This is a genomic window from Bhargavaea ullalensis (assembly GCF_042432615.1).
GTDB lineage: Bacteria > Bacillota > Bacilli > Bacillales_A > Planococcaceae > Bhargavaea > Bhargavaea ullalensis.
In genome coordinates, this window is record NZ_JBHLWY010000001.1 from 1 (window position 1) to 25,270 (window position 25,270).

The 25,270-nt window shown below is 57.3% G+C and carries 21 protein-coding genes, 1 pseudogene and 1 riboswitch; of the genes and pseudogenes, 4 read left to right on the forward strand and 18 right to left on the reverse strand.

Features of this window, described 5'->3' with window-relative positions; translation table 11 throughout:
• The 7 genes and pseudogenes from ACFFIY_RS00005 to ACFFIY_RS00035 form a co-directional block, all read right to left on the reverse strand.
• A pseudogene (locus ACFFIY_RS00005) lies at nt 1-288 on the reverse strand (IS3-like element ISBsp3 family transposase); the annotation flags it as partial.
• Between the two features lie 347 nt (nt 289-635).
• Nucleotides 636-1,055: an HTH domain-containing protein gene (locus ACFFIY_RS00010; RefSeq protein WP_376837118.1), complete on the reverse strand. Its 420-nt coding sequence runs from the start codon at nt 1,053-1,055 to the stop codon at nt 636-638.
• A gap of 136 nt (nt 1,056-1,191) precedes the next feature.
• A complete protein-coding gene (locus ACFFIY_RS00015) occupies nt 1,192-1,854 on the reverse strand; it encodes a GntR family transcriptional regulator (protein WP_354198042.1) in 663 nt (220 codons plus the stop codon).
• 32 nt (nt 1,855-1,886) lie between these two features.
• Nucleotides 1,887-2,225 carry a cupin domain-containing protein gene (locus ACFFIY_RS00020; RefSeq protein WP_354197951.1) on the reverse strand — a complete coding sequence of 113 codons (339 nt, stop codon included), beginning with the start codon at nt 2,223-2,225 and terminating at the stop codon, nt 1,887-1,889.
• On the reverse strand, nt 2,222-3,517 hold the full coding sequence (locus ACFFIY_RS00025; protein WP_354197953.1) for a TRAP transporter large permease: 1,296 nt from the start codon (nt 3,515-3,517) through the stop codon (nt 2,222-2,224). Before ACFFIY_RS00025 ends, ACFFIY_RS00020 begins: the two co-directional genes overlap by 4 nt.
• Nucleotides 3,514-3,993 carry a TRAP transporter small permease gene (locus ACFFIY_RS00030; protein ID WP_354197955.1) on the reverse strand — a complete coding sequence of 160 codons (480 nt, stop codon included), beginning with the start codon at nt 3,991-3,993 and terminating at the stop codon, nt 3,514-3,516. The genes ACFFIY_RS00025 and ACFFIY_RS00030 overlap by 4 nt, the downstream gene beginning before the upstream one ends.
• Nucleotides 3,994-4,093: 100 nt before the next feature.
• Nucleotides 4,094-5,113, reverse strand: coding sequence for a TRAP transporter substrate-binding protein (locus tag ACFFIY_RS00035; protein ID WP_354197957.1), 1,020 nt, complete (start codon nt 5,111-5,113; stop codon nt 4,094-4,096).
• Between the two features lie 214 nt (nt 5,114-5,327).
• Here ACFFIY_RS00035 and ACFFIY_RS00040 point away from each other — a divergent pair, with 214 nt between their 5' ends.
• Nucleotides 5,328-6,524: an aminotransferase class I/II-fold pyridoxal phosphate-dependent enzyme gene (locus ACFFIY_RS00040; protein ID WP_354197959.1), complete on the forward strand. Its 1,197-nt coding sequence runs from the start codon at nt 5,328-5,330 to the stop codon at nt 6,522-6,524.
• A 44-nt stretch (nt 6,525-6,568) separates the two neighbouring features.
• Here the strand turns inward: ACFFIY_RS00040 and ACFFIY_RS00045 are convergent, their stop codons facing one another.
• Entirely contained in the window at nt 6,569-8,254 is a 1,686-nt protein-coding gene (locus ACFFIY_RS00045) for a M20/M25/M40 family metallo-hydrolase (protein WP_354197961.1), read from the reverse strand.
• Nucleotides 8,211-9,638, reverse strand: a complete 1,428-nt coding sequence (locus ACFFIY_RS00050; protein ID WP_354198044.1) for an alanine/glycine:cation symporter family protein — start codon at nt 9,636-9,638, stop codon at nt 8,211-8,213. Before ACFFIY_RS00050 ends, ACFFIY_RS00045 begins: the two co-directional genes overlap by 44 nt.
• Nucleotides 9,639-9,874: 236 nt before the next feature.
• Here ACFFIY_RS00050 and ACFFIY_RS00055 point away from each other — a divergent pair, with 236 nt between their 5' ends.
• Nucleotides 9,875-10,612: an IclR family transcriptional regulator gene (locus ACFFIY_RS00055; RefSeq protein WP_354197963.1), complete on the forward strand. Its 738-nt coding sequence runs from the start codon at nt 9,875-9,877 to the stop codon at nt 10,610-10,612.
• 778 nt (nt 10,613-11,390) lie between these two features.
• Here ACFFIY_RS00055 and ACFFIY_RS00060 read toward each other — a convergent pair.
• The 5 genes from ACFFIY_RS00060 to ACFFIY_RS00080 all read right to left on the reverse strand — a co-directional run bounded on the left by ACFFIY_RS00060 (nt 11,391) and on the right by ACFFIY_RS00080 (nt 16,145).
• Entirely contained in the window at nt 11,391-12,596 is a 1,206-nt protein-coding gene (locus ACFFIY_RS00060; protein WP_354197967.1) for a M20 family metallopeptidase, read from the reverse strand.
• A 25-nt stretch (nt 12,597-12,621) separates the two neighbouring features.
• Complete coding sequence (locus ACFFIY_RS00065; protein WP_354197969.1) at nt 12,622-13,485, reverse strand: MetQ/NlpA family ABC transporter substrate-binding protein; 864 nt, start codon at nt 13,483-13,485, stop codon at nt 12,622-12,624.
• Nucleotides 13,486-13,500: 15 nt separating this feature from the next.
• Complete coding sequence (locus ACFFIY_RS00070) at nt 13,501-14,358, reverse strand: MetQ/NlpA family ABC transporter substrate-binding protein (RefSeq protein WP_354197971.1); 858 nt, start codon at nt 14,356-14,358, stop codon at nt 13,501-13,503.
• Between the two features lie 109 nt (nt 14,359-14,467).
• Nucleotides 14,468-15,130: a methionine ABC transporter permease gene (locus ACFFIY_RS00075; RefSeq protein ID WP_354197973.1), complete on the reverse strand. Its 663-nt coding sequence runs from the start codon at nt 15,128-15,130 to the stop codon at nt 14,468-14,470.
• Entirely contained in the window at nt 15,120-16,145 is a 1,026-nt protein-coding gene (locus tag ACFFIY_RS00080; RefSeq protein WP_354197975.1) for a methionine ABC transporter ATP-binding protein, read from the reverse strand. Before ACFFIY_RS00080 ends, ACFFIY_RS00075 begins: the two co-directional genes overlap by 11 nt.
• Nucleotides 16,146-16,232: 87 nt before the next feature.
• Nucleotides 16,233-16,342: riboswitch (SAM riboswitch) on the reverse strand.
• Between the two features lie 214 nt (nt 16,343-16,556).
• Here ACFFIY_RS00080 and ACFFIY_RS00085 point away from each other — a divergent pair.
• Nucleotides 16,557-17,423, forward strand: coding sequence for an S-layer homology domain-containing protein (locus ACFFIY_RS00085; protein ID WP_354197977.1), 867 nt, complete (start codon nt 16,557-16,559; stop codon nt 17,421-17,423).
• A gap of 394 nt (nt 17,424-17,817) precedes the next feature.
• Here ACFFIY_RS00085 and ACFFIY_RS00090 read toward each other — a convergent pair whose 3' ends face one another.
• Nucleotides 17,818-18,819 carry a nuclease-related domain-containing protein gene (locus ACFFIY_RS00090; protein ID WP_354197979.1) on the reverse strand — a complete coding sequence of 334 codons (1,002 nt, stop codon included), beginning with the start codon at nt 18,817-18,819 and terminating at the stop codon, nt 17,818-17,820.
• A 621-nt stretch (nt 18,820-19,440) separates the two neighbouring features.
• Between ACFFIY_RS00090 and ACFFIY_RS00095 the strand changes: the two genes are divergently transcribed.
• Nucleotides 19,441-20,754: a thermonuclease family protein gene (locus ACFFIY_RS00095; protein ID WP_354197981.1), complete on the forward strand. Its 1,314-nt coding sequence runs from the start codon at nt 19,441-19,443 to the stop codon at nt 20,752-20,754.
• A gap of 438 nt (nt 20,755-21,192) precedes the next feature.
• Here the strand turns inward: ACFFIY_RS00095 and ACFFIY_RS00100 are convergent, their stop codons facing one another.
• From ACFFIY_RS00100 to ACFFIY_RS00110, 3 genes are all read right to left on the reverse strand, one after another.
• Nucleotides 21,193-22,419 carry a M20/M25/M40 family metallo-hydrolase gene (locus ACFFIY_RS00100; RefSeq protein WP_354197983.1) on the reverse strand — a complete coding sequence of 409 codons (1,227 nt, stop codon included), beginning with the start codon at nt 22,417-22,419 and terminating at the stop codon, nt 21,193-21,195.
• A complete protein-coding gene (locus ACFFIY_RS00105; protein WP_354197985.1) occupies nt 22,419-24,305 on the reverse strand; it encodes a S9 family peptidase in 1,887 nt (628 codons plus the stop codon). Before ACFFIY_RS00105 ends, ACFFIY_RS00100 begins: the two co-directional genes overlap by 1 nt.
• Before the next feature lie 498 nt (nt 24,306-24,803).
• A complete protein-coding gene (locus tag ACFFIY_RS00110) occupies nt 24,804-25,241 on the reverse strand; it encodes a cell wall hydrolase (protein WP_354197987.1) in 438 nt (145 codons plus the stop codon).
• Nucleotides 25,242-25,270 lie beyond the last annotated feature (29 nt).

A 25,270-nucleotide genomic window follows, 5' to 3' on the forward strand; every position in this document is an offset into this window, starting at 1 on the left:
ACCCTGATCCGAATGAATGAGGGCCTCCGGGTGGATGTTCCCATCCAGCGCCTCTTCCAGTTTGGCCAAGGTGCGATAGACAATGGGCATCGTCAGACTGGTGGTCAGCTCAAAGGCAATCAACTCCTTGGTTGCGGCGTCCAGGACACCGGAGAAGTAGGCCGGCTGCCCCTTGCCGTGATAGAGATAGGTAATATCCGCCAGGAGGACCTTGCCCGGTTCATCCTGGTCAAACTCACGGTTGAGTAGGTTCGGCACCGTCCGGTGCTCCTGGTTGGCCTTTGCCATCTTCCTGTAAGGATTGGCTCTTCTGATGCTTGCGTGAAGACTGTAGAGACCGGTCAGGCGAAGAATCTTCTTATGATTCATGACCACGCCTTAATCATTTTTAAGGATCATATACAGGGCTCGGTAGCCGGCCTTGCCTCTCTTCTTATCCTGAATCTCCTTTAGGAGGAGGTAGTCCTCGTAGTCAGCTTCCGCACGGAGATCGCGTGACTCGCGGCCGGCCAGCCATTCATAGTAACCCTGACGTCGGACCCCTGCCACCCGGCAAAGATAGGCAACGGCCCGCTTGAGTCCGTGGGTTCTGATGACTTCCTCGATCAGCGAATACTTTTCGCCAGGCGACAGGGTTACTTCCTCATCCTCCTTTCGGCCGCTTCTAGCTTTTTTACCAGATCCAGTTCAGCCTCCAGGTATTTGATGCGGGCTTCCGCCTTCTTTAACCGGTCCTCCGCCGACTGGCTGCCTGAAGTGGGCCTTCCTGTACTTCCACGGCCTCTGCGTTCCGTAAGCAACGCATCCTCCCCAAGCGCATCCACTGTCTTCCTCCACCGTTTAAGTGAACCTGCCGGAAGGTCTGTCCCGATGATCTTAGGGTCCAGGCCGGCTTCCAGGAAGATTTCATAGGGAGTTTTGCCCTCTCTATGGGCCTTGACCGCCTTCAACTTAAATTCTGGTGTGTATTGGATGGTTTTCTCGCTTACATGGCGGACGTTCGGATTTCCCTCCAGTATCCTGCGAACCTGTTCATTGTAAGATTGGCGACCCATTTGATCTCCTCCGTTCAACTTTGTGTCCAGTATAACGAAGTTTTCAAGCACGCAAAAACCCCGAAACAGGACTTTTTTAAAGTGTCCGTATTTCGGGGTTCAGTTCAGCCGGATGTTTTCATTGTTTTTCCCTTATTCAACCAACGGGAATATTGGAGTAGTACATCAAAAAACGTTTTTCGACGTTATTGAGGTGGACCATCATTTTTTCTTTAGCCTGTGCGGCTTCTTTCTGCTCCAGAGCCTGGAGGATTTCGACATGCTCCGCGTAAGCGCTCCGGGCGCTTTGGGGAACCGTGTTGGACAATATGAGGAAGGCTCTGTTCACGCCCGTGTTCATCCGCTCAATCAAGTCTTTCATTTCTTCATTGGAGTTTTTTGAAGCGAGCAGAATGTGAAACTCGCTGTCCAGCTCGATGAACTTCTGAAAGTCATTTTCATCGATGGCTCCCCGCTGTTCCAACAGGTTTTCCTTGAGTTGATCAATGAACAGCGAATCTACCCGGTCCATGATCTGGGTGATGCTGTGAATTTCCAGTACGCTGCGGATTTCCATGTATTCCAGTGACTTTTCTCTCGTGAATCCGGCGACGATGGCGGGACGGCCTTTTTTCTGGATCACCAGGCCTTCCAGCGCGAGCCGATTGAGTGCATCTCTCAGCGGGGTTCGGCTGATTCCCAGTTCCTTTGACATTGATTCTTCAGGAAGCGGCTGCTTTTCCTGCAGTTCCCCGTTGATGATGGCTTTTTTCAGCAAGGTGTAGGCTTGCTCAGCCAATGTTTCGCTTTGCTTGATCACTTTCAAGTCAGAACGCCTCTTTTCCCGATTGCTTAAAACACAACGGCCAACAGTTCGATAGGTTCGTCGTAAGGGTTTTCGATGCCATGCCCTTCACCTTGTCGGATCATGCAAAAATCCCCGGCTTCAACGGGACTTCTCTTTTCCCCATTATCTATGAAAATTCCTTTTCCTTCAAGCAGATAATAAATTTCGGAGTCTTCCTCATGAAGATGATAGGCGATGGTTGAATGCGGATGCACAGTGACCCTCGCAAACAGCCGGAGGGCGCCCGCCCGGTCCTCGTCCGTGAGAATCCGGGCGATTTCCATGCTGCCTTTGCCGCCATGTACATTGTGGATAACACTGAATTCCGGTGTTTTCCTGATCATACGCCCGCCGCCTTACCGAACAGATCTGGGAGCACAGTTGAAATTTGTGGTACGAAAATAATGATCAGAACGACAATCGCGACGATCCCGATCACGTGCAACACATACGGGAACGTGTTCTCAATTCCCATGTTCTTGTCCGTGACATTACTGCCGGCGATCAGGGAAAGACCGACCGGCGGCGTGATGTTGGCGAGTGCGAAGTTCATGATGAGCACCATGCCGAAGTGGACCGGGTCGATTCCATATTTCATCGCGATCGGCATGAAGATCGGGCTCAGCAAGATGATCAGCGATGTGACCTCAGTCAGGGTCCCCAGAATGAGCAGGATCACCGAGACGATGAGCAGGAACTGCAGCGGCGTCGAGGCAAACTGCAGGAAGAAGTCAGTGATGGCCGCCGGGATCCGGTTGGCCGTCAGCACATAAGTGAAGACGTTCGCGAAAGAGATGATGATCAGGATGATGGCGGACGTCACGGCGGTGCCGGCCATGATGTCCTTCACCTTCGACATCGACAACTCCCGGTAGAACAGCGACAAGATGAAGCCGTAGACGACCGCGATGATGGCCGCTTCTGTTGCCGTTACCAGTCCGCTGAAGATCCCGCCGAGGATGAAGACAGGCGAAAGGAGCGGGAACAGGGCCGATTTAAAGATCGACCAGAACTCCTTGCCGCTCACATGCGCTTTTTCAACGACGCCGAATCCTTTTTTCTTTGACATAAACGCGACGTACGCACACAGGGCGACGGTCAGGAGGATGCCCGGCAGGAAGCCGGCGATAAACAGGTCCCCGATGGAAATGTTCGCCGTGATGCCGAGTATGACCATCGTGATGCTCGGCGGGATGATGAGACCCAGCACGCCCGCCGGGCCGATGATGCTGGCGATGAACGAGTTGCTGTACCGCTGTTCTTTCATTCTTGGCACAATCACCGATCCGACCGCATAAGTCGTGGCGACCGTGGAGCCGGAAACCGTTCCGAAGAAGGCGCTCGTCACGACTGCCGTCATGCCGAGGCCGCCGGAAAAGCGGCCGACGATGGCATCCGCCAGAGCCATGAGCCGTTTCGTCAGGCCGCCCTCTCCCATGATATTCCCGGCCAGTATAAACAGCGGAATGGCCAGATAGGAAAAGCTGTTGACGCCGGCAAACATTCGCTGGACGACGACTTCCAGTGACACACCGCTGATCAGCAGCGCCCCGATTGAGACCAGCCCGATTGTGAACGCAATCGGCATCCCGAGGAACAAGAGAACAAAGAAAGCGACGAGAATCCCGATAATCATAAGCTCGCCTCCCCTTGTTTCATCGGATCAGGCTTCAAAATGTTCATTAGCACAAAGTAAATCGAAAACACCGAGCTGAGCGGGATGGCCAGATAGAAAATCCCCATCGGCATTTTCATCGTCGGAGACAGGGTGGACATGGCCGATGACGTCAGCCTGAATCCGTACACCGCCAGGATGACGAGCAGCACCACTGTCAGTATGTAGATGAATGTATCGATGATCTTCTGGTTTTTCACGCTTGCGAGACTGACAAAATACCGGACGCCGAGATGCATTTTTTCATGGATGGCCAGGCTCGCCCCCAGGAACGTCAGCCAGACGATCAGCAGTCTGGATAGTTCCTCGGTGGCCGGGATGGACACCCCGATGAACCGGGACACCACCTGGACCAGAACGATGGCAGCCAATCCGGTGATGGCGATGATGCAAAGGTAGGTCAATATTTTCGCGATGATATTCGTGAGTTTGTCCAACGTGCTCCCCCATCTCTGAAACGATTTAAACGAACGAGTCTTCCATTCAGAAAAAAGTTTTCTCTCCCTGCATCAACACTCAGGAAGAGAAAACAAGTTCTTACCAGCCGGAAGCTTCTCTATAAATATCCATCAGTTCTTTTCCGAAGTGCTTTTCTTCCCACTTGTCATAAACCGGGAGCATCGCATCGCGGAATGCTTCTGTGTCCACGTTGTCATTGATTTCCATGCCCCGTTCTTCGAGGGTCTTCAAATACTCATCCTGCATGGCATCGTTTTGTACACGGACTTCTTCGGAAATCCGCTTTGCTTCCTTCAGTACGATTTCCTGGTCTTCTTTGGAGATCTTGTCCCAGGTACTGTTGTTGACGACGAGCATGACCGTGTTGTAGAAGTGGCCGGTCAGCGACAGGTAATCCTGCACTTCGTCAAACTTCGGTGCGACGATATTTGCCAGCGGGTTTTCCTGTGCGTCCAGAACGCCTTGTTGCAGGGCGCCGTACACTTCACTGAATGCCATCGATGTCGGCAGGGCGCCGAGCTGTTCAAATGCATCAATCCGAAGGCTCGACTCGGCGACGCGGATTTTGAGACCTTTCATATCTTCAGGTTCTACAATCGGTTTTTTGTTGTTCGTAATATGGCGGAATCCCCACTCCATATAGCCGATCTGTTTCAGGTCCTGCTCTGCCATCACCCCGGCAAGATATTCGCCGAATTCCCCGTCGTAGGCCGCCCGTGCATGGTCAATGTCTTTCCACATGTAAGGAAGGTCTTCAATGGCCATTTTCATGTCCAGGGACTGCATCGTGCCGACCATGATCGCAGCAGATTCCATCGTTCCCATCTGCACTTGCTCGAGCATTTCCGTTTCCGAACCGAGCTGGCTGTTCGGGAACACGTCAAATACGACTCGGCCATCCGTTTCTTCCTTCACGTTTTTCGCCATTTCCTCAATCAGATCTGCAGCCGGTGTTCCTTCAGACATGGCATGGCCAAGCTGCAACTTCACCTGTTCTCCGTCCGCTTCGACCTTCTCCGTGTCGCCGCAGCCGGCCAGAATCATGGAAGCCGACAGACAAACAGCTGCAAATCCCCCTGTGAGTTTATTCATCTTCATGTTTTTTCCTCCCCTTTTCACATAAATGAAACCGCTTACCTTTCGCTCCTCTGTATACCGTATACATGGTGTGATTCAAGATTACTTGAATCCAAAATGATTGTCAATTCGTTTTTAAACTTTTCTGCCCACTCAAAAGATTCATTTTACAGGATCTTCTTTTTCATTTATGATGTATACAGTATACAGAAGACAATTAGAGGACGTGATGACTGTGAAAAACGGATTGAATGAAAAAGCGGTCAATATCAGCGTGCCGGGAACGCGTGTATTCGCCAATAAGGCGGCCGCCCTGCCCGACGGAATTAACCTCACTTTGGGAGAGCCCGATTTTCCGACTCCGGCGCCGATCAAAGAAGCGGCGATTGCCGCCATCCGAAACGATCAGACCGGCTATTCCCACAATGCCGGCCTTCTTCGGCTGCGCGAAAGTGTATCCGCTTTCTTCCGGGAAGAATACGGGTTCCTTTACAATCCGGATGGAGAAGTGTTGATCACCACCGGGGCGAGTGAAGGGATCGACTCCACCCTGCGCGCCATCTTGAATGAAGGCGATGAGGTGATTCTTCCGGCACCGATTTATTCGGGCTATGAGCCGGTGATTCATCTGGCAGGTGCAGTGCCGGTTTACCTGGACACTTCCAAAACCGGCTTCCGGCCGGATCCCGCCGAACTGGAATCGCTCATCACGGACCGGACCAAGGCTGTGCTGCTGAACCTGCCGTCCAACCCGACCGGCGTGACCTTGGACAAGGAAGAGATGGATGCGCTGGTCGCTGTGTTGGAGCGCCATGACGTGTTCATCATTTCTGATGAAATCTACAGCCAGAACACGTACGGGGAACCGCATGTCTCGTTTGGTTCCTATCCGCAGATCCGGGAAAAGCTGATTCTGGTGCACGGAGTGTCCAAGTCCCATTCGATGACCGGCTGGAGAATCGGATTTGTGCTCGGCCCTGAGTATCTGATCGAGACCATATTGAAAGTCCACTTGTCCAACTCCATCTGCGCTTCCCTGCCGAGTCAGTATGCGGCCATCGAAGCACTTGATCATTGCCGCAGCCTTCCCGCAGAGATGAACAAAGAGTATCGGAAAAGAAGAGATGCTGTAGTCGAACGACTCCGGCAAATGGGCCTGGACGTCATCCTGCCGACAGGCGCTTTTTATCTGTTTCCTTCCATTAAGAACACGGGGCTCACTTCATATGAGTTTGCCGAGAAATTGCTTGGGCAACAACATGTCGCCGTCGTTCCCGGAAGTTCATTCACCAAGTACGGCGAAGGATTTATCCGGATTTCCTATGCAACCTCGATGAACAACCTAATGGAAGCGATGGACCGAATGGCTGTTTTTGTAAAGGAACACATTCAATCAGCAACAATCCCGCAGGAACAAGCATCCAAATCGTAAAAAACTGTCCCCTCCCGATTTTCTCGGAGGGGACAGTTTTTAGGTTAAACAGTCTCTAACATTTTTTCTTCAGATTCCTGCTTCAGCAAACTCACCGTCGCCTTCCGGATTAGGCCCGGGAGCACGCCGAACGAGTATGGTTTATATACGCGTTCGGTCCATTTGTGGCCGTCTTTGCCGTAGACGCCCATGTTGACGCTCGGGATATTGAGTTTCTTGATCGTGCCGAACGGGATGCCGTAGATGTTGTTCCATTCGGGCAGGTTTCGGGTGAGCGGAGCGAGCTCGTCTTCCGTTTCGTGGAGCGACAGGAAGCTGCCGTCGGCGAGGTATGGGAAGAATTTTTTCAGCTGGAAGCTTTCACCGGTTTCGGCGCCGACTTCCTCGAGCACGCGTGCGACAGTCGCCTGGATGTGGGCGTCGCGGCCGTCTTCTGCTTTCAGGTAGTTGTGCGGGAGGAACGGCGGTGCGAAGAACAGGATGATGCGGGCTTTTTTCTCCGGATCGGCTGCCTGGAGGGCCGCAACAATTTCAAAGCTGAGGTCGCGCAGGTCGCCTGTTCGTTCACCCGCGAGCACGCCGTCGATGACGCTGCGGACGTCGACGCCGCGCGCTGCCAGGTAGTTCACGTAGTCTTCGTACGTCGTGACCTCGATCGCCCAGCTCAGGTTTCGGCTCGGAAGGCCGGTGACGCGGATGAACTGGTCGAACTGTTCCTTCATATAAGCTTCCGTTTCGCGGGCCGCTTCGCGGGCTTCGTGCATGAACTTCGCCAGGATCTGTTCGGGCGTTTCTTCGTAGACGAAGCAGTTGAAGTATAGGTGGCTCGAGATGGCGGTCTGGACGGTGTACAGTTCTTTCGTGTCGCGCTGCTTGAGCACGGTCGGCGGCAGGACCATTTCGCCTTCGATCTGTTCGGCGAGCTCGTAGCGGTTGTGGAGCCGCTCGGTGAGTTTCGCCGCGATGAAGTTCGGGTCGATGCCGGACAGCGTGTCGCCGACGTGGACTTCCCGGCCGTAGATGTGGAAGCTCGGGAGGATCTTGCCTGCGGCGCCTGTGTAGATGTAGCGGTTCGGGTCGTTGTCATAAAGCGGCGTGATGAAGTCGGTGTTGATCGCCGTGACAAAGTGAAGACCGAACTCGTGCTGCAGCCGGTTCAGCTCGCCGAGCGCGCCGACCATGCCGCGGTGCTCGCTTTCTTCGTCGCCGTTGCACAGCAGGAGCACGTTGCCGCTCAGTTCTTCCGGATGTTCGGAGAAGTAAAGGATGTTCGCGATGTGGACGGCGGCGCCGCTTTTCATGTCGACGGAGCCGCGGCCGAACATCCAGTCGCCGGAAAGGGCTTCCGCCCGGAGCTCAGGGTCTGCTTCGTAGCCGCGGAAGAATTCTTCCATCGCGTCCGGGTTGAACGCGTGTTCTTTCAGCGGGCCGAAGTCGTCGACCGCCACCGTGTCGATGTGCGAATGGTACAGCACCGTCTGCGGCGATTTATGGGCGCCTTCGACAAGCGCGAAGACGTTTTGCCGGCCGATCGGGTCGCCTTCGATCTTCTGGAGCCACAGGTTTTCCGGATGTTCCCGGAAGTACGGGAAAGACGACAGGATCTGATGGATCTCCTGGACGATCCGGACTTCTCCGAGTGTTCCGTTGATCGAGTTCAATCCGACAAGGTGGCGCGTGATGGCTTCAATCTGCGCCTGCATTTCCATCGCTTTCAGCTGTTCGTACATGTGGGTTTCCTCCCTTTGCTTTCTTTTTATGTTCAACCGGGTACAGGTTCGTAAAGTAGTCTTTCGTGATTTCTCTCACTTTGCCGCTCAGGAACAGGACGGCGATGACGTTCGGGATGACGACCGCTGCAAGCAGGAGGTCCAGGAACTGCCAGATGAACCGGAGCCCGCCGAGCGCACCGACGAAAATCGCGGCGATGTAGACGACGCGCATCACTTTCGACGCGCCGGTGCCGAACAGGAATTCCGCCTGCTTTTCGCCGTAATAAATGATGACGACGACCGTCGTGATGACGAACAGGAACAGCGTCGCGGTGACGATCGTGCCGGCGATCGACGAGCCGAACAGCGGCACGAACGCCTGTGTCACCATGTTCGACGCGTCATCGGGCGATGTGGTCTGCCAGACGCCGGACGTCAGGACGACGAGTGCGGTGATCGTGCAGACGACGAGCGTGTCGACGATGACTTCGAAGACACCCCAGAACCCTTGCTTCGCCGGGTGATCATTGATCGCGGCGGAGTGCGCGATCGGCGCGGTCCCCATGCCCGCTTCGTTGGAATAAAGGCCGCGTGCCAGTCCCCAGCGGATGGCCGCTGCGACGCCGGCACCCGCGAATCCGCCTGCTGCGGACATCGGGCGGAATGCGTATTCGAAGATGAGCAGGAACGCCTGAGGCACTTCTTTGAAATTGTAGATGAGGACCGCGAGTGCGGCCGCGAGGTAGATGACGACCATGAACGGGATGAGTTTTTCGGTCACTTTCCCGATCGTTTTGATGCCGCCGTACGTGACGGCGATGACGAGCAGTGCGACTCCGATGCCGGTGACGAGCGGCGGCAGGCCGAACGAACCGCTCATCGACGAAGCGATCGAGTTCGCCTGGACCATCGTGCTCGCGATGATTTCGATCATGAGCGCGAATGCGACGAACCCGGCGACTTTCTTCCAGCCGAGGCCTTTTTTGATGTAGTACATCGGGCCGCCGACGAATTCGCCTTCTTTGTTTTTCTCCCGGTAATGAATGCCGAGCACGACTTCCGAGTACTTCGTGCCCATCCCGATCAGCGCGACGAGCCACATCCAGAAGATGGCCCCCGGTCCGCCGAGTGCAATGGCGACCGGAACGCCGACGATGTTGGCCGCGCCCATCGTGGACGCAAGCGCGCTTGTCGTGGCCTGGAACGGCGTGAGCGTGCCGTCCCCTTCAGATTTGGAAAAGATCTTGCCGAATGTTTGTTTGATGATGTGCGGAAAGTATCGGAACTGGAAAAATCCGAGTCTCGCCGTGAGGAAAATCCCCCCGCCGATCAGCAGCACCATCAGCGGAATCCCCCAGATGAAGTCGGTGAGTGCCGCAATTGCTTTCGTGAACCCGTCCATATCCCCTTCAAACCCTTCTTTAACGATTTGCCAGCTTACGGAAAGCGTTTTCATGATTGATGAATAAATTATTCCGCATCGTGGAATTAATTCTGTAATGCGAAATCTTTCTTTTATTCTATGCCGTCTGCAGGAGGTTGTCAATCGGTTTTATTCTTTTGGAAAGGGTCTGAACATTTAGGTCAATCCAGGCCCGGATTTTGGTACAATGAAGGGAATGAGAGGAGGCGGAGCGGATGATTCAATCGATTGACCGGGCGATGGCGATTATCGATGCCATGTCGGATCCCGAGCGGACAAAATGGCTCCCCGCCGAACTCGCCGATTCGACCGGCCTGCCGATCAGCACCGTGTACCGCCTGCTGCAGTCGCTCGAATCCCATGACCTCGTCTCCCAGGAAGAGCGGACGAAACAGTATGAGCTCGGCTACCGGTGGGTCGAACTCGGGCTAAGAAAATATGAAAAGCTCGACGTCCGGATCGTGGCCCGTCCGGTGATGGAAGAACTCGCGGCGGATGTGCGGGAAACCGTTTATCTGAACGCGCCGAATGACGATGTGTCGGTCATCATCGACCGCATCGACTCCCCGCAGAGCGTGCGCATCATCGACGCCATCGGAGAGCGGATCCCGATGCACATCGGCGCGGCGAACAAAGTGATGCTCGCCAACATGGAGCGGCGGGAAGCGGGCGCACTGCTGAACCGGCTGTTGAACGATGAGGAGGGGCGGGCGGAACTCGAGGGACAGCTGCGGGGGATCCGAAGAAAAGGATTCGCCATCAGCCGCGGCGAAAAAACCCCGGGAACCCTCGCCGTTGCCGCGCCTGTGTTCGACTACGAGGGCCGCGTGCTGGCGGCACTGAGCGTGGAAGCGATCGAAAGCCAGGTGACCGGCGAGCAGGTGGATGAGTTTATTGAGAAAGTGGTGGAGGGAGCTGAAAAGATTTCCGGGGAGATGGGACGTCGGGGGTAGAGCGTGCGGGCGTGAGGATTTCCGAGGGTGAGGACAGTGCCTGGAGCGTGAGGGCGTCGCAATTTGTGGCGAGTGTGTCGCCAATGAGCGCGAGTGAGACGCAATGGAGCGTGAGTGTGTCGCTATTGGCTTCGAGTGAGACGCAATCGGGGCCGAGTGAGTCGCTTTTGGACTCGAGTGAGACGCAATCTGTAGCAGGTGTGTCGCTTCCGTGAGAACCTCACTTCCTTCACCTTGTGTCCAGTTCTCTGTGGGAATTTCACTCAGAAGTCGAAGAAATCCGCGGTAAGCGAGCGGATTTCTTCACCTGATGGAGTTTCGGGACACCATCCGGGGTGAGTGGAATCATTGGGGCCTTGAGTGAGCGCGTTGCTGTGATGAGTGGAATCATAGGGGCTTTGAGTGAGCGCGCAGGCTTGATGAGTGGAATCATAGAAATTGTGGGTGACCGCGTCGCCGGGATGTGGGTCAGTTCTCTGTGTAATTTCCATAGTACTATGAACACACTCTTGCCTGACCCTTTTTCACACGCTCCCTCTCCACCACTCACTCCTCACTACCCCTCACCGATCTAACCCCAATCGGAAACTTCCGGCTCGCCGGAAGTTCTTCCCTTTTCAAAGGCCTTCCGGGCAAAGCCGGAAGGCCTTTCGTCGAGCTTCAGACCGAGTGTGTCGCTCTGATGCTAGTGTTTCCCTCTCCCTCTCTCCCCCCCCGACTTCCTTCTATATAGAGACAAAAAGCCTCCGGCGCCCGCCGGAGGTTTCGCTTTCCTCTTTTATTCCCGTTCTTTCCTCTTCAGCGCTTCCTCGAATTCCTTCCTCACCCGGTGCAGCAGCGGGGCGTCGGTCAAGAGGCGGTGCCCGGTCGCGGCGAGGGCTTTGGCGCCGCGGATGAGGGCTTCGTCGCCGGCCGGGGATTTGGCGGCTTCGCGGAATTCGGCGGTGTGGCCGATCAGGTTGTCCGGTCCGATCTTGATGTGCGGGTGGGCGGTCGGGACGGCGTAGCTGATGTTGCCGGCGTCGGTCGAGCCCTTCCCTTTCCGCTTTTCTCGGACAATCGTTTCGCCGGTCGATTCGAGTTCTTCGCAAATCACTTCGTCGAGGACCGCGTTGAGCACGAAATCGCGGACTTCATTCTGGAAGCGTTCGACTTTGACGGTCGCGCCGGTGGCGAGGGCCGCGCCGTCCGCGATCGCACGGACTTTCTTCGCCGTCTCTTCCGTGCGCGACCACGTTTCGGCGCGGATGAAAAAGCGGGCGGAGGCGTATTCGGGAATGATGTTCGGGGCGTCGCCGCCGTGTGTGATGATGCCGTGGATGCGGACGTCGGACGGCAGCTGCTGGCGGAGGGCGTTGATGCCGTTGAACAGCCCGATCACCGCGTCCAGCGCGTTGATCCCCTGTTCCGGTGCGCCCGATGCATGCGCCGGCCGGCCGTAAAAGTGGAAGTCGAGCGGGTCGACGGCGAGCGTTTCGCCGGTCGGGCCGGTTTTCGCACCCGGATGGATCATGAGCGCGACGTCGACCCCCTCGAGGAACCCGTGGCGCACGAAGCTGCCTTTCGCACTGCCGTTCGGACCGCCTTCTTCGGCCGGGGTGCCGAGCACGGAGACGCGGCCGCCCGTTTCATCGAGTTGCTCGGCAAGCGCGATCGCCGCGGCAACGCTCGTCGTGCCGATGATGTTGTGTCCGCACGCGTGGCCGATGCCCGGCAGCGCGTCGTACTCCGCGAGGAACGCGACAGTCGGCCCCTCTTCCCCGCTGTCCTTCACCGCATGGAACGACGTCTCGTGTCCGGCGACGCCCGTCTCGACTTCAAAGCCCGCTTCTTGAAGAAGTGCCGCGAGCCGGGCGCTCGCGATGCGCTCCTCGTTCCCGATTTCGGGATGGGCGTGGATATAGTGGCTCACGTTGATGTACCGGTGGCGGTTCGCTTCAATCGATTCCAAAATCCTCGTCTTTGCGTCCTGGGCTACGGTCATTGGGGATCCCTCCATTGGTCTCGGTTTATTTTTTCAGGTCGTTGAAAATCCGGTCGAGTTCATCCGGGCTCAGTTTGACGAGCACGGAGCCGCCGTTCGTGTCTTCCTGGATCGCTTTTTGCACGTCGTCTTCCTGGTACAGCTCGACGATGCGCTTGTATGTTTCATTGTCTTTGTCCTTGGCCTGGGCGGCGATGATGTTCACATACGGGTGGGTGCTTTCGTCGGTTTCGTCTTCCTTGAAGATCGGGTCATCGGCCGGGGAGAAGCCCGCCTGGCCGGCGATGCCGTTGTTGATGACGGAGGCGGCCACGTCCGGCAGCACGCGCGGCGTCTGCTGGGCGGTCATCGGGAGGATGTCGAGGCCGAGCGGGTTTTCCGCGATTTTCGTCGGGTCGTCGAACAGTCCGAAGTCATCTGCGAGTTTGATCAGTCCGGCGCTTTGCAGCAGCACGAGCGCACGCGCCTGGTTGGCCGGGTCGTCCGGGATGGCGATCTTGTCGCCTTTTTTCAGTTCGGACACGTTCTTGATCTTCTCGGAATAAATGCCCATCGGCGCGAACACGGTGGAGCCGACCGGGACGAGGTCATTGCCGCTTTCCTTCACGTACTGGCCGAAGAACGCGATCGTCTGGAATGCGTTCAGCTGGATGTCCCCCTGGGCGAGTGCGTTGTTCGGGAGCGTGTAGTCGGCGAATTCCACGAGCTCGATGTCGATGCCTTCCTTCTTCGCCTTTTCCTTCAGGATCGGCCACTGGGCGCCGTCCGCCCCGTTCACTCCGATTTTCACCTTGACCGGTTTTTCTTTCGAGTCCGCGTTGGCGTTCCCGCAGGCTGTGAGGGCGAGTGCGGTGACCAGAGCGAGTGCGAGCAGCCACAGTTTCTTCATCAGGGTTCTCTCCTTTTATTCCTTCAGTTCGTTGAACGTTCCGTCGAGTTCTTCTTTGGTCAGTTTGACGAGGACAGAGCCGTTGCTCGTGTCTTCTTTGATCGCCTGTGCGATTTCGTCGGTCTGGTAAAGCTCCGCAATGCGCTTGTATGTTTCATTGTCTGCATCTTCTCCGCGGGCGGCGATGCAGTTCACGTACGGCCGGACGCTCGCATCGAATTCATCTTCCTTGAAAATCGGGTCGTCGGACGGGGAAAGCCCGGCCTGGCCGGCGATTCCGTTGTTGATGACCGACGCGGCGACGTCCGGAAGCGCACGCGGGGTCTGCTGCGGCGTCATCGGGATGATGTCCAGGTTCAGCTTGTTTTCCGTGATTTTCGTCGGATCATCGAACAGTCCGAAGTCGTCCGAAAGCGTCAGGAGCCCCGCGCTTTCCAGCAGGCGGAGTGCGCGCGCCTGGCTGACCGCGTCGTCCGGAATGGCGATCTTGTCGCCTTTTTTCAGTTCGGAAACGTCCCCGATCTTCTCGGAATAAAGGCCCATCGGCGCGAACTGGGTGGACCCGATCGGCACGAGGTCATTGCCGCTTTCATTGCCGTACTGGGCGAGGAACGCAATCGTCTGGAACGCGTTCAGGTCGATGTCCTTTTGGGCAAGCGCGTTGTTCGGAAGCGTGTAATCGGCGAATTCCACGAGCTCGACGTCGATGCCCTCTTTCTTCGCCATTTCTTTGAGGATCGGCCACTGGGCGCCGTCCGCTCCGTTGACGCCGATCTTCACTTTCACCGTTTTTGAATCCGCCGTGGCATTCCCGCAGGCCGCGAGGGCGAGTGCGGTGATGAGCAGCAGAGCGAGCAACCAGATTTTCTTCATAAGTGCATTCTCCTTTGTTTGTATGGTTCGATGAGCTGCGCTTCAGGCGGGCGTTTACCCCGGGCGGTAAGCGAGCGAATTTCTTCGACAGAATGGACAGCACCTTCATTCACCGCCGCATAATCTTCCGCGACAGCGTGTTGCCGATCCATTGCGCCAGCTGCACGAGGACGATGAGGATCACGACGGTGACGACCATGACGCTGCCGTCGAACCGCTGATAGCCGTACGTCATCGCGACGTGGCCGAGACCGCCGCCGCCGACCGTCCCGGCGACCGCCGAGAAGTCGATCAGTGTGACCGAGACGAACGTGAGTCCGAGGACGAGCGGGCCGAGCGCTTCGGGGATCAGCACCGTGAAGATGATGCGCATCGGGCTCGCCCCCATCGCCTGCGCCGCTTCGATGACGCCGGGATCGATCGAGACGAGGTTGTTCTCGACGACCCGCGCGATCGTGAAGCTTGCGACGATCGTCATCGGGAAAATCGCGGCCGCCGTGCCGATCGTCGTGCCGACGACGAGCCGGGTGAGCTGCGAAATCGCGACGAGGAAGATGATGAACGGCACCGGCCGGACGATGTTGATGATCAGGTTCAGCAAGTTAAAGACGAGTTTATTTTCCAGAATGTTGTTTTGCCGGGTGACGAACAGCAGCAGTCCCATGACGACGCCGAGGATTGAGCCGAAGATGAGCGTCGCGATGACCATGATGAGCGTTTCGCCCGTCGCTTCGACGATCCGCGGCCAAAATGTAGTCCAGTCAACGTTCAAGTTCGATCACCTCCTCGATGTCCGTAAGCGTCGCAATTTCGGCGATGGCGGCGCTGACCGCATCCGGATCGCCCGAAAACGACACGATCAGGTTGCCGAACAGCCGCTCCTGCAGCTCGCGCACCGAGCCGTACACGATGTTGAACGTGACGCCGTGCTTGGCGGTCACCCGCGACAGCACCGGCTCATTCGCAATCGCTCCTTTGAATAAAAGCCGGTACAGCCTGCCCCCGCCTCCGTCGCGCCACTCTTTGAGGATTCCGGGCGACGGAAGATCCTGCTGGACGGAGCGGATAAAGCGTTCGGTCGTTCCGTGCTGCGGGTCGGTGAAGACGTCGAACACGCCGCCCGACTCGATCACTTCGCCGTTTTCCATGACGGCGACTTTCGAGCAGATTGACTGGATCACTTCCATTTCGTGTGTGATCAGCAGGATCGTGATGCCGAACTCCCGGTTCACTTTCTTGAGCAGCCGGAGGATGTCGGCGGTCGTGTCGGGGTCGAGCGCAGATGTTGCTTCGTCGCAGATGAGGATGTCCGGGTTGCTCGCGAGCGCCCGGGCGATGCCGACGCGCTGCTTCTGGCCGCCGGAAAGCTGATCCGGATAGTTGCCGGCCTTGTCGGCGAGCCCGACGAACTGCAGCAGTTCATTGACCCGGCGGCCGATTTCGGCTTTCGGCGTGCCGGCGAGCTTCAGCGGATAGGCGATGTTGCCGGCGACCGTGCGGGAGTTGAACAAGTTGAAGTTCTGGAAGATCATCCCGATGTTCTGGCGCTGTTTGCGGAGTTCTTTCGGCTTGAGTGAAGTGACATCCGTCCCTCCGATCTCGATGCGGCCGGACGTCGGGCGCTCGAGCAGGTTGACGAGCCGCAGCAGCGTGCTTTTGCCGGCGCCGCTGAAGCCGATGATGCCGAATATGTCTCCCTGATCGACCGTCAGGGTCACATCTTTCACCGCGTGGACTTCGCGCGGACCGAGCGTGAATGTCTTGGACACTTGCTTGAATTCAATCACTGGGCGGACCTCCTTGTGTTCGAGGCAACGAAAAAACCTTCTTTTTCTTGAAGACGACAAGAAAAAGAAGGCCGGTTTGGCCATCTTTTCTCATCTATCAGACGCGGTGCGCGTCTGCAGGAATTGGCACGGTGCTCGCTGTGGAGTCCGCTGCCGAGATGTCATAGGGCCTGTCCCTCGATCTCTCTCGATAAGAAAATGATGTGTATGTAATTGGTTGGTTTCGTTGATTGAGACCTACTTTACCCGGTGCCTGATTGAAAGTCAACTCTTTTTCGAAAAATTATTTTTCGGTCGGGAAAGTCGGTTTTGGGCGGAGAGGCAAAAAATACACGGCCGTCGGGCTGATTCTCGGGCGGCGTGGAAGGGTATGGAAGGATAAGAGAATCCAAACAGAGAGGGGTCATTTACATGAAAAAATGGTTTGGCGGCTGGGTGGTGGCAGTGCTGGTGCTGGCTTTCTTGGTGCCGACTGCATCAGCGGCACCCGTGTATACGGATGTACCGGAGTCCGGCGAGCATTCGGCAAATATACTATTGGCTCGGGAGCTTGGAGTGATGACCGGCTATCCGGACGGCACATTCAAGCCAGGCAAAGCCGTTTACCGCGCGGATGCGATCAAGGCGCTCGGGAAGCTCGTCCTGAGCCAATCCGGAGAAACGCTTGATTCGTATAATGTTGAAGGGGTGAAGGCATTTGCCGACGTACCCGCGGACGGACCAGACGAGGAGTTATACCGACTGTCATTGGTCGTGCGGAACGCCGGCATCTTCGACGGCAACCCGAACAATAACGTAAGCCCGCGCCAGCTCATCTCGCGCGAACAGATGGCGAAGGTGCTTGTGAACGCATTCGGCCTGAAGGATGTGCCGGATGAAATCGTATCCATGCGGGACCTGCATGCAGCCGCCCCTTATTTCCGCGAGCCGATTCTTGTATTGGCAAAGAATAACGTAACGCATGTGCTGGAATTCCGTCCGAAAGAAGCGGTCAGCCGCGGCCAATTCGCCAGCTTCCTCGTGAGGGCGCACGATACCCGTGCCGTGAAATATGCCGTCGAGGAAGTCGAACAACCCGCAGCCGTCAGGACCGCAGCCGGAGTGATGCCGAATCTCCCGGTGAAACTGGAGATCCGGTTGGTCAACGGCATCACCGCCGACGCCCCGGTGTTCTGGAACCTGAAAACCGCCGACCTGTTGGCGCCCGGCGACTACACGGTCGAAGGAACAGTCGGCGACACCGGCCGGACTGCGGAAATTGTCGTGACGGTTGAGTGAAGGTGTGAGGTGAGAGGCAAAAAAGCTTCCGTGGGGGCGGAAGCTTTTTTGTGTGGGCGGAGTGTGGAAGCGGGTGACGAGCCAACTTGCGCCACTCGAGGGCCAACTTGCGCCACTCGGAGGCCAACTTGCGCCACTCGAGGCCAAACTCGCGCCACTCGAGGCCAAACTTGCGCCACTCACCACCCGATTCAGTTACCGGCATGGATTTCCCATGCCCGACGGCTCCAACTATAAAATAGAGATTCGTCCAACCATAAGTGCATAGCGCGTGCCACTCAAAAGCAAACTCGCGCCGCTCGAGAGCCAACTTGCGCCACTCAAGCCTCAACTTGCGCCACTCGCGCACAAACTCGCGCCACTCGAGGCCAAACTCGCGCCACTCATAAAGAATCTAACCCTCTCCCCGCCTCTTCAATCTCTGCCCCGAGTGATCCAGGTGGAGTGTTGGCACGAATCTGTATCTTTGTCGATTGGTTTTCCCAATCACTTCAAGTGGGTATCGTTCCAAGGTACGTCTCCCGGTTGTCGAAGATGAAATCTCCGCAAACTCGCAAAATTCTCGGTTGGTGAATGATGTTTTGAACACCAGGACAAAATCAAGCAGGGCCCGGCCGTATGGGTCTCCGTTGACGGGTTTATTGCAGCCGTGGCACACGTGGGTCCGCTGGGAGATCCGGGTTAATTTTCCCGAGCACCATTCACAGAGCAGGCCCGTTTTCAACCAGCCGGGCCGCAGGTTGAACAGGTCGACGGCAGGAGTCGGATCCGGTTCGACTTGATGGGTCCGGATGAGATCTGCGATGATTTCAAAAGAAAAGTGGTCGCCGGCGGATTTTGCTGCATTGATTTCCCGCTTCAAGTAGGACGGGATCTGCTTCACCGAGATGAACGGCGCATCTTCCGGCAAGCTGCCCCACACATTCTGCCGGGTAAAGACAACTGCGCCGGAGACCGTCGTCCAAATGCCCCGATCACCGAGCCAACCGGCGAGCGCGTTTTTTTGATTGTCCAGCTGGGTGATCGGGCAGTTCATCGACAAGATCGTGCCGTCGTCGTCGATGCGCTCGAGACGGCGCGGGTTCTCGTGCCAATGCAGGCGGCCGCGGACTTGCTTGGACTCCAAAATCCAAATTCCGAGGTCCGTCACAATGAGTGTGTCAAACTGAACAATGTAATCTTTGTGCATCTGCAGGCGGATGTCTCGGAGAATGGTCCAATTCACCGGCAGGCGCAGCCCGCGCAAATGCTGGTCGACCATGACTTCCCCCTTGAACCCCGCTTCCACCCGGTACCTTTTTTCCTCAATGTCCTCTCGCTCCCGGTCGCCCGGCCACATTCTGCCAAGCGCCGCCTCCAGCTTCCTTAACTCCAGCGGGTATTTCCTCTCCCCCACTCCCCCACCTCCTCAACGACACCATAGCATAAAAAAGAGAAGAAAAAACATAACTTTTCAAGTTTGCAAAAGGAGGCAATTTCCGATGCCAAAATTGAAATTTGACAAGAAAAACGGAGAGTTATCCACAGGTGATTCGGAGCGTTTCGGACCAAATCAGAGGAATTCAGGAAACTCTCCTCACTCGGAGGCCAACTTGCGCCACTCAGGGGCTAACTTGCGCCACTCGAGCCTCAACTTGCGCCACTCAAGCCCAAACTTGCGCCACTCGTGATCCAACACGGCCCCAACATAATAAACACCCCTCCCCCCTAAACTTTTTCCGCTTTCCATGTATATCTCTCATCCTTAGTGCGTATACTATCTCCATCACAGGGCCGCGGCACCGCCTTGTCCCGCGCGAATGGGCACCTCCGACGGGAAGTGGAAAAGGGAATGACGCGCATCTCCGGCCGGGGTCAGAGTGCCCGGTAGTGCCGCATTTACATCGTCTCTTCAAAAGGAACTTCCTTCGTTGGAAGTTCCTTTTCTTTTACTCATTCTGGCAATAATCATATGGACGGTTCTCCAATTCCGTGAGAAAATGATTCTTGGTTATTTTCACGAGAAGGAGACTCATGGATGTCCATATTATTTGCCTTATTATTTTTACTGGCGACCGCCGGTTTGGCAGCCGGTGTGGTCATTTTGGTTATCAGACTGGCCCTGAAGATGGAGCATGACGCACGCAAAGTGGTGCTCGGAACCAGGTTGGCCATCGGGGTTTGGGTGGCGCTGTTCGCTGCCATGCTTCTGTTTTCGGCAGGGGTGCTGATCGACCGGCTCTACTTTATTTTCTTCGCCGCCGCACTGGCCGGTCTGATTGGCAGCGGGGCAGATTTCCTCCTCCAGCTGGCTTTCCGGATGAAGCCGTCAATCAAGCGGCATTCCAAAGTGGCGGGGGCATTCCTGGCCGCCATGGTCATCGTGATCTTTGCGGGCCCGGCTCCCGATCAGGTGGCCTCCGATGAAGAAGTGAAGTCCGAGTCGGCGGTTGCAGCGCCAACGAAAATCGCCGACATAAAAGAGGCTCCAAATGAAGAGACCGCCAAAAGAGAAGCGGAAGAGGTCTCCCAAGCCGACGAGAAATCCGCTGAGCTGAAGTCAGTTGAAGTTGCGGCAGTTCCGGCTACGGCCAAGACCAGGTCGGCTGCGCAAGAATCCGTCCAAAAGGAAGCAGCCCAGCCGGCAGCAGCGTCCAACCGTGTGCCGGTCACTCTTGCAAACCCGATTGACGGAGACACGATCAAAGTGAACATCGATGGCCGGACAGAATCCGTCCGCTTCCTGCTCGTCGACACGCCCGAGACGAACCACCCGCGCCTCGGTGTGCAGCCGTTCGGTCGGGAGGCGAAGGAATTCACGACGAAGCTGGTCCAGAGCGGGTCGATCGAGCTGGAGTTCGACGTGTCAGACCGGGATAAGTACAACCGTCTGCTGGCCTACGTGTATGTTGACGGCGTGTCGGTGCAGGAGGAGCTCCTGAAAAAGGGGCTTGCGCGCGTAGCGTATGTTTACGCGCCGAACACCAAATACGTGGACCGCTATGACACGCTGCAGAAAGAAGCCCAGCAGCAGGCAGTCGGGATTTGGTCGGTCGAGAACTATGCGACGGACCGAGGGTTTGATGCGGCAGTCGTGAATGGCGGAGAACAGGCTTCCCCCGCCCAGAACATGCCAAAGCCGAAGCCTGCTCCAAAACCTGCCCCGGCTCCTCAGCCAAAACCGGCTCCCCAACCGCAGCAGCCGGCAGGCGCCTGCAATATCAAAGGCAACGCCAGCAGCCATATTTATCACAAGCCGGGCGGCCAGTACTACGACCGCACGAACGCCGAAGTCATGTTCTGCTCAGAAGCCGAAGCCCAGGCGGCCGGCTACCGGGCATCAAAGAGATAAACAACAGAAAACCCATGAAATAAAATAGGAAAAACGGCTTCCGGCAGTAAAATCTCCGGAAGCCGTTTTTATTTTTGAGGGGCGAAAAAGGGAAAGCGACTCACTCGGGCACGATTGTGTCTCACTCACCGGAGAAAGCGTCTCACTCGCAGAGGAAAGCGACTCACTCGTTATTTCGCCACAGATGTCTTCCCCTTTTTCCTCCGGATGATCCGGTTACTCCAAATGTTCTAAGCCCTTAAATGAACCTTCCGGCGCGCCGGAAGGTTTTCCTTATGGGTTTGGCAGATTCTCCACCTGCGGAGAATCTTTGATTTGAGAAGTAAAAAATTAGTCACAGACAGTGGATAGCGTCTCACTCGGAGGTGATTGCGTCCCACTCGGGAGTGTTTGCGACTTACTCGCCCAGGATTGCGTCTCACTCGCCCCGCTCCCGCCTCACCTGACCGCCTTCTCCCTCACTTCCAGCCCCGCGCCCGCCACACCCGGCACGCCGACCAAAGCCAGCACGGTGAGCAGTACTTTCTGCACGCCGACGAATGCGCCGTTCGGGTCGAACCATTCGCCCAGTGTGTGGCAGCCGCCGAATTCTCCGCCGCCGCCGAGTGTCACAGCCGGAATGCCGAGGTGGATCGGGACGTTGGAGTCGGTGCTGGAGGCGCCTTCCAGGACCGGATCATACCCCAGCAGTCTGGAGGCATTAGCAGCAATCCGCACGATGGTGCTTTCCGGATCCTGGCTTCCCGCAGGGCGGTCGCCGACTTGTTCCAGCTCCGCCGACACCGCACCGGGCCGGCCGCGGAACCGGTTTTCTTCATCCGCCGCCTGATGGATGATCCGCAGGGCTTCGCGTTCAAGCCGGGCGAGTTCGTCAGCGGATGTCGACCGGAGATCCAGAATCATTTCCGCTTCCTCGGCGATCGTGTTGACGGACGTGCCGCCGCCGATCACGCCCACATTATAAGTCGTCTTCGGCAGTTCCGGTGTCCGGACCGACGAAATTTCGGCGATGGCGCGGCCGAGTGCGTGGACCGGGCTCGGGGTGCCGTAGTCGCCGAACGAGTGGCCGCCGGGTCCGCGGTACTTGACCGAGTAGCGTTTGGACCCGGTCGCGAGGTACGTGATCCGGTCGGGCGCGCCCGGTTCGATCGAGATGAAGCCGTCGATTTCATCCCCCCGCTCCGCGAATAAATGCTTCACGCCGTTCAGGTCGCCGAGGCCCTCTTCGCCGACGGTCGCCCCGATCAGCAGGTCGCCTTCCGTCTCGATGCCCGCAGACTGGAGCGCCCGGAGGACCGCCAAAACAGCGGCGAGTCCGCGGCCGTCGTCTGCAATGCCCGGCGCGAACACTTTGCCGTCCCGACGCTTCGCCTTGACGTCGGTGCCGGCCGGAAACACGGTATCCAGGTGGGCGCACAAAACGAGCGTCGGCCCGCTTCCCTTCCCGCGCCTCCTGCCGAACACGTTGCCCGCTGCGTCCGTCGCCACTTCCTCCAGGCCGAGCGTTTCCAGCTTCGCCCGGTAGGCACGGCCCTTTTCCGCTTCGGCGAATGTCGGCGCCTCGATTTCCGTGAGTTCGATCTGCTCTTCGGTCGTGGCGTCGTTGTCTTGTTCGATGAACGCGAGCGCGGCCTGCACCCGCTCGTCTTTCCACAATTTCTCCATCAACGGTTCCCCCTTAATTGCTTCCCGAAAAATTCCACCGTCTTCGTGTGCATCAGGATATGATTTTCGATCCGCTCGGTCTGGTGGCCTTCATTCTCAAAAATCACCAGCTCCACTTCCCGTCCGCGGGACTCGAGATCCGCGACGAGCTGCTCGGCTTCGCTCACCGGCACGCGCGTGTCATTTCGGCCGTGGAACACGAGCAGAGGCGCCTCGATCTTGTCGGTCAGGTTCATCGGCGCCGTCCGGTCAAAGAATTCCGAGTGCTCCGCGAGCGTCCCGTACTCGCACTCGCGCAAGTAGCGCCGCCACTCGCCGGTGTTTTCGAGGAACGTCCGCAGATTGGACATGCCGACGACGTCGACGCCCGCCGCCCACTTTTCCGGATAATGGGTGAGCGCCGACAGCACCATGAACCCGCCGTAGCTGCGCCCGATGATGCCGATCTTCCCGGAATCCACGCCGTGCGACGCAGCCAGATCGCCGGCAAGCTCCGCAAGATCCGCCACCGCATCGAGCCGCTTGTCCGCGTCATCGAGTTTCAGGTAGCGGCGTCCGTACCCGAGGCTGCCCCGGATGTTCGGCACCGCGACCGCGAATCCCCGGTGGACGAGGTACTGCACGACCGGATTGTACTCCGCCTTCGACTGACCCTCCGGCCCGCCGTGCACCCAGATCACCGCCGGACGGCCCGTCTCCGCCGACTTTTCATACAGGAAATACGGAACTTCCAGGCCGTCGAACGAGTAGAACGCATGCAGCTCCGGCTCCGCCCAAAGCGGGCCGGCGGTGTCCGACTGCCCAAGGTTCGTGTGCCGCACCGCCGTTCTTTCCGTCGGGCGGTATTCCCAGATGTCGCCGGGCTCGGTCGGCGATTTTTGGGTGAAGACGAGCCGTGTGCCGGTCAGCCAAGACAGTCCTCCGATCACGCCGCCGGGCAGGCCGTCGGCAAGTTCATGTGCTCCGGTGTCGGGCGAGTAGAATCCAAGCCGGGAAATGCCGCCTTCATTGAGCGTGAAGGCGAGCAGCCGCCCGTCCGGCGACAGGGCGATCTCTTCGATGTCCCACTTTTTCCAGTGCAGAAGTTTTTCCATTGTGTGCGGCTCATCGAGCGAGAAGGCGGCCACGTACTGCGTGTCTTCGCCGGCGTCTGTAAGCAGATAGCCTTTTCGCGCGCCTGGGATGACCGCCGGCGATGCATGGCGTGCGGGCGTGCCGGCCGATCCGATTCTGGTCGTCTCTCCCGATTCGGTATCGACGGCGAACAGCGCACTGTCGATGTTCGTTTCCTTCAGCGAGACGAGGACGGTGCGGTCGTCGATCCAGCCGAGCGGTTCGCAGTTGGCGTCGGATTCGTAGATCGTCTTTTCTTCGCCGGTGTCGGCATCGACCGTGAACACGTCGAAATGGCCGGGATGCCGCCGGTTGCTCGAAAAGACGATCCGGGACCCGTCCGGAGACCAGCCCGCCGGGTAGTGGAAATGCTCCGGCGAATGGACGAGCGGCTTCGGCTCGGGCAGGTGGTCCGTTTCCGCTTTCTCGTGATTCTCCGCGGCGAGCAGTTCTTCCCCGGCTTCCTCGAGCGTCCGGTTCGGATTGTTGTCGAGAATGTATAATTGCTGCTTTTCATTCCCGTGATGATCCATCCCGATCACCGTGCGCTGCCCGTCCGGCGAATGAAACACGCTCAGCACCCGGTCCGGCATCTCCGCGAACGGCACGGGCCCGCCCGCTGGATCCAGCGTCCACACTTGCGGAATCCCCGTGATTTTGGAAATGAACGTGAACCGCTCCGTCTCGGGAATCGCTTTAGGCTCGTACGCAGAATTCACCGTCAAATACTCCAGCAGCAGGTTTTCTTCTGTCAGCGTTTGGTCGTTTGTCATGATGGGCCTCCCCCTTAGATATTTCTCTATTCGAAATATCACTTTTCGGAATAGTATAGCATACGGCGAGGGGGCCAGTGGAATCATATTGTTTGGGAGTGGGTGCGTTTGATTCGGGGGGTGGGTTCAGCCTGGGGGCTGTGGGTGAGTGTTTCGGGGGGCGATTGGAATCATAGCGGCCTCGAGTGAGCGCGTAGGCAGCGCGAGTGGAATCATATCGCTGCCGAGTGAGCGCATAGGAGGCGCGAGTGGAATCATAGTCCGGGTGGTGTGCATATTTGATTCGAGGGGCGGGTTTCAGCCTGGAGACCCCGGGTGAGTGGGTTCGGGGGCGAGTGGAATCGTAGCGGCTGTGAGTGAGCGCGTAGGAGGTGCGAGTGGAATCATACGGCTCGCGAGTGAGCGCGTAGGGCTTCTGAGTGGAATCATCCGCTCTGACCACGAAAAAAAAGCAAACGAACCTCGTCATGGCCCGAGGTTGGTTTGCTTTTTCTTTCATTAACTATAGACGCTTGCGCATGTGCCGGCGGCGGGTTCGTAGAAGCAGTGGTTCTTGAACTGGCCGGTGAACGGCTGGCCGTACCAGGTCGGCGGGCACGGGGCGTAGGGATTGAAGTACCAGAGGGCGTATTTGGCCGGGTGCTGGCGCCAACTTTCCAGGAGCTGCCGCGCCAGCCGCTTTTCCGATTCTCTCGCACGCTGGTAAAACAAATTTCCTTTCTGGACGGCTTCAAAGGAATAGTTGTTGCCCTGCACTTGGAAAATCACATCTTCGATCGTCCGCACATCAGCGAAATCCAGGCAATCCGCGACCGCCCGGTTGACGATCACGTTGCCGACGTACAGCATCCCCTGGTTTCCTTCCCCCTCCGCCTCCGCCCGCATCATCCGCGCCATCAGATCCACGTCTTTGCTGCGGTAATTCACTCTCGGCATCCGCACACCTCCACCTATAGGATATGAAC

Bases quoted from the DNA above. Each gene is read 5' to 3' on its own strand.
- ACFFIY_RS00105 (WP_354197985.1), bottom strand. From the start codon at position 24,305: ATGACAAACGACCAAACGCTGACAGAAGAAAACCTGCTGCTGGAGTAT.
- ACFFIY_RS00050 (WP_354198044.1), bottom strand. From the start codon at position 9,638: ATGGACGGGTTCACGAAAGCAATTGCGGCACTCACCGACTTCATCTGG.
- ACFFIY_RS00110 (WP_354197987.1), bottom strand. From the start codon at position 25,241: ATGCCGAGAGTGAATTACCGCAGCAAAGACGTGGATCTGATGGCGCGG.
- ACFFIY_RS00095 (WP_354197981.1), top strand. From the start codon at position 19,441: ATGTCCATATTATTTGCCTTATTATTTTTACTGGCGACCGCCGGTTTG.
- ACFFIY_RS00035 (WP_354197957.1), bottom strand. From the start codon at position 5,113: ATGAAGATGAATAAACTCACAGGGGGATTTGCAGCTGTTTGTCTGTCG.
- ACFFIY_RS00085 (WP_354197977.1), top strand. From the start codon at position 16,557: ATGAAAAAATGGTTTGGCGGCTGGGTGGTGGCAGTGCTGGTGCTGGCT.
- ACFFIY_RS00045 (WP_354197961.1), bottom strand. From the start codon at position 8,254: ATGTACGAACAGCTGAAAGCGATGGAAATGCAGGCGCAGATTGAAGCC.
- ACFFIY_RS00055 (WP_354197963.1), top strand. From the start codon at position 9,875: ATGATTCAATCGATTGACCGGGCGATGGCGATTATCGATGCCATGTCG.
- ACFFIY_RS00010 (WP_376837118.1), bottom strand. From the start codon at position 1,055: ATGGGTCGCCAATCTTACAATGAACAGGTTCGCAGGATACTGGAGGGA.
- ACFFIY_RS00070 (WP_354197971.1), bottom strand. From the start codon at position 14,358: ATGAAGAAAATCTGGTTGCTCGCTCTGCTGCTCATCACCGCACTCGCC.
- ACFFIY_RS00065 (WP_354197969.1), bottom strand. From the start codon at position 13,485: ATGAAGAAACTGTGGCTGCTCGCACTCGCTCTGGTCACCGCACTCGCC.
- ACFFIY_RS00020 (WP_354197951.1), bottom strand. From the start codon at position 2,225: ATGATCAGGAAAACACCGGAATTCAGTGTTATCCACAATGTACATGGC.
- ACFFIY_RS00060 (WP_354197967.1), bottom strand. From the start codon at position 12,596: ATGACCGTAGCCCAGGACGCAAAGACGAGGATTTTGGAATCGATTGAA.
- ACFFIY_RS00025 (WP_354197953.1), bottom strand. From the start codon at position 3,517: ATGATTATCGGGATTCTCGTCGCTTTCTTTGTTCTCTTGTTCCTCGGG.
- ACFFIY_RS00100 (WP_354197983.1), bottom strand. From the start codon at position 22,419: ATGGAGAAATTGTGGAAAGACGAGCGGGTGCAGGCCGCGCTCGCGTTC.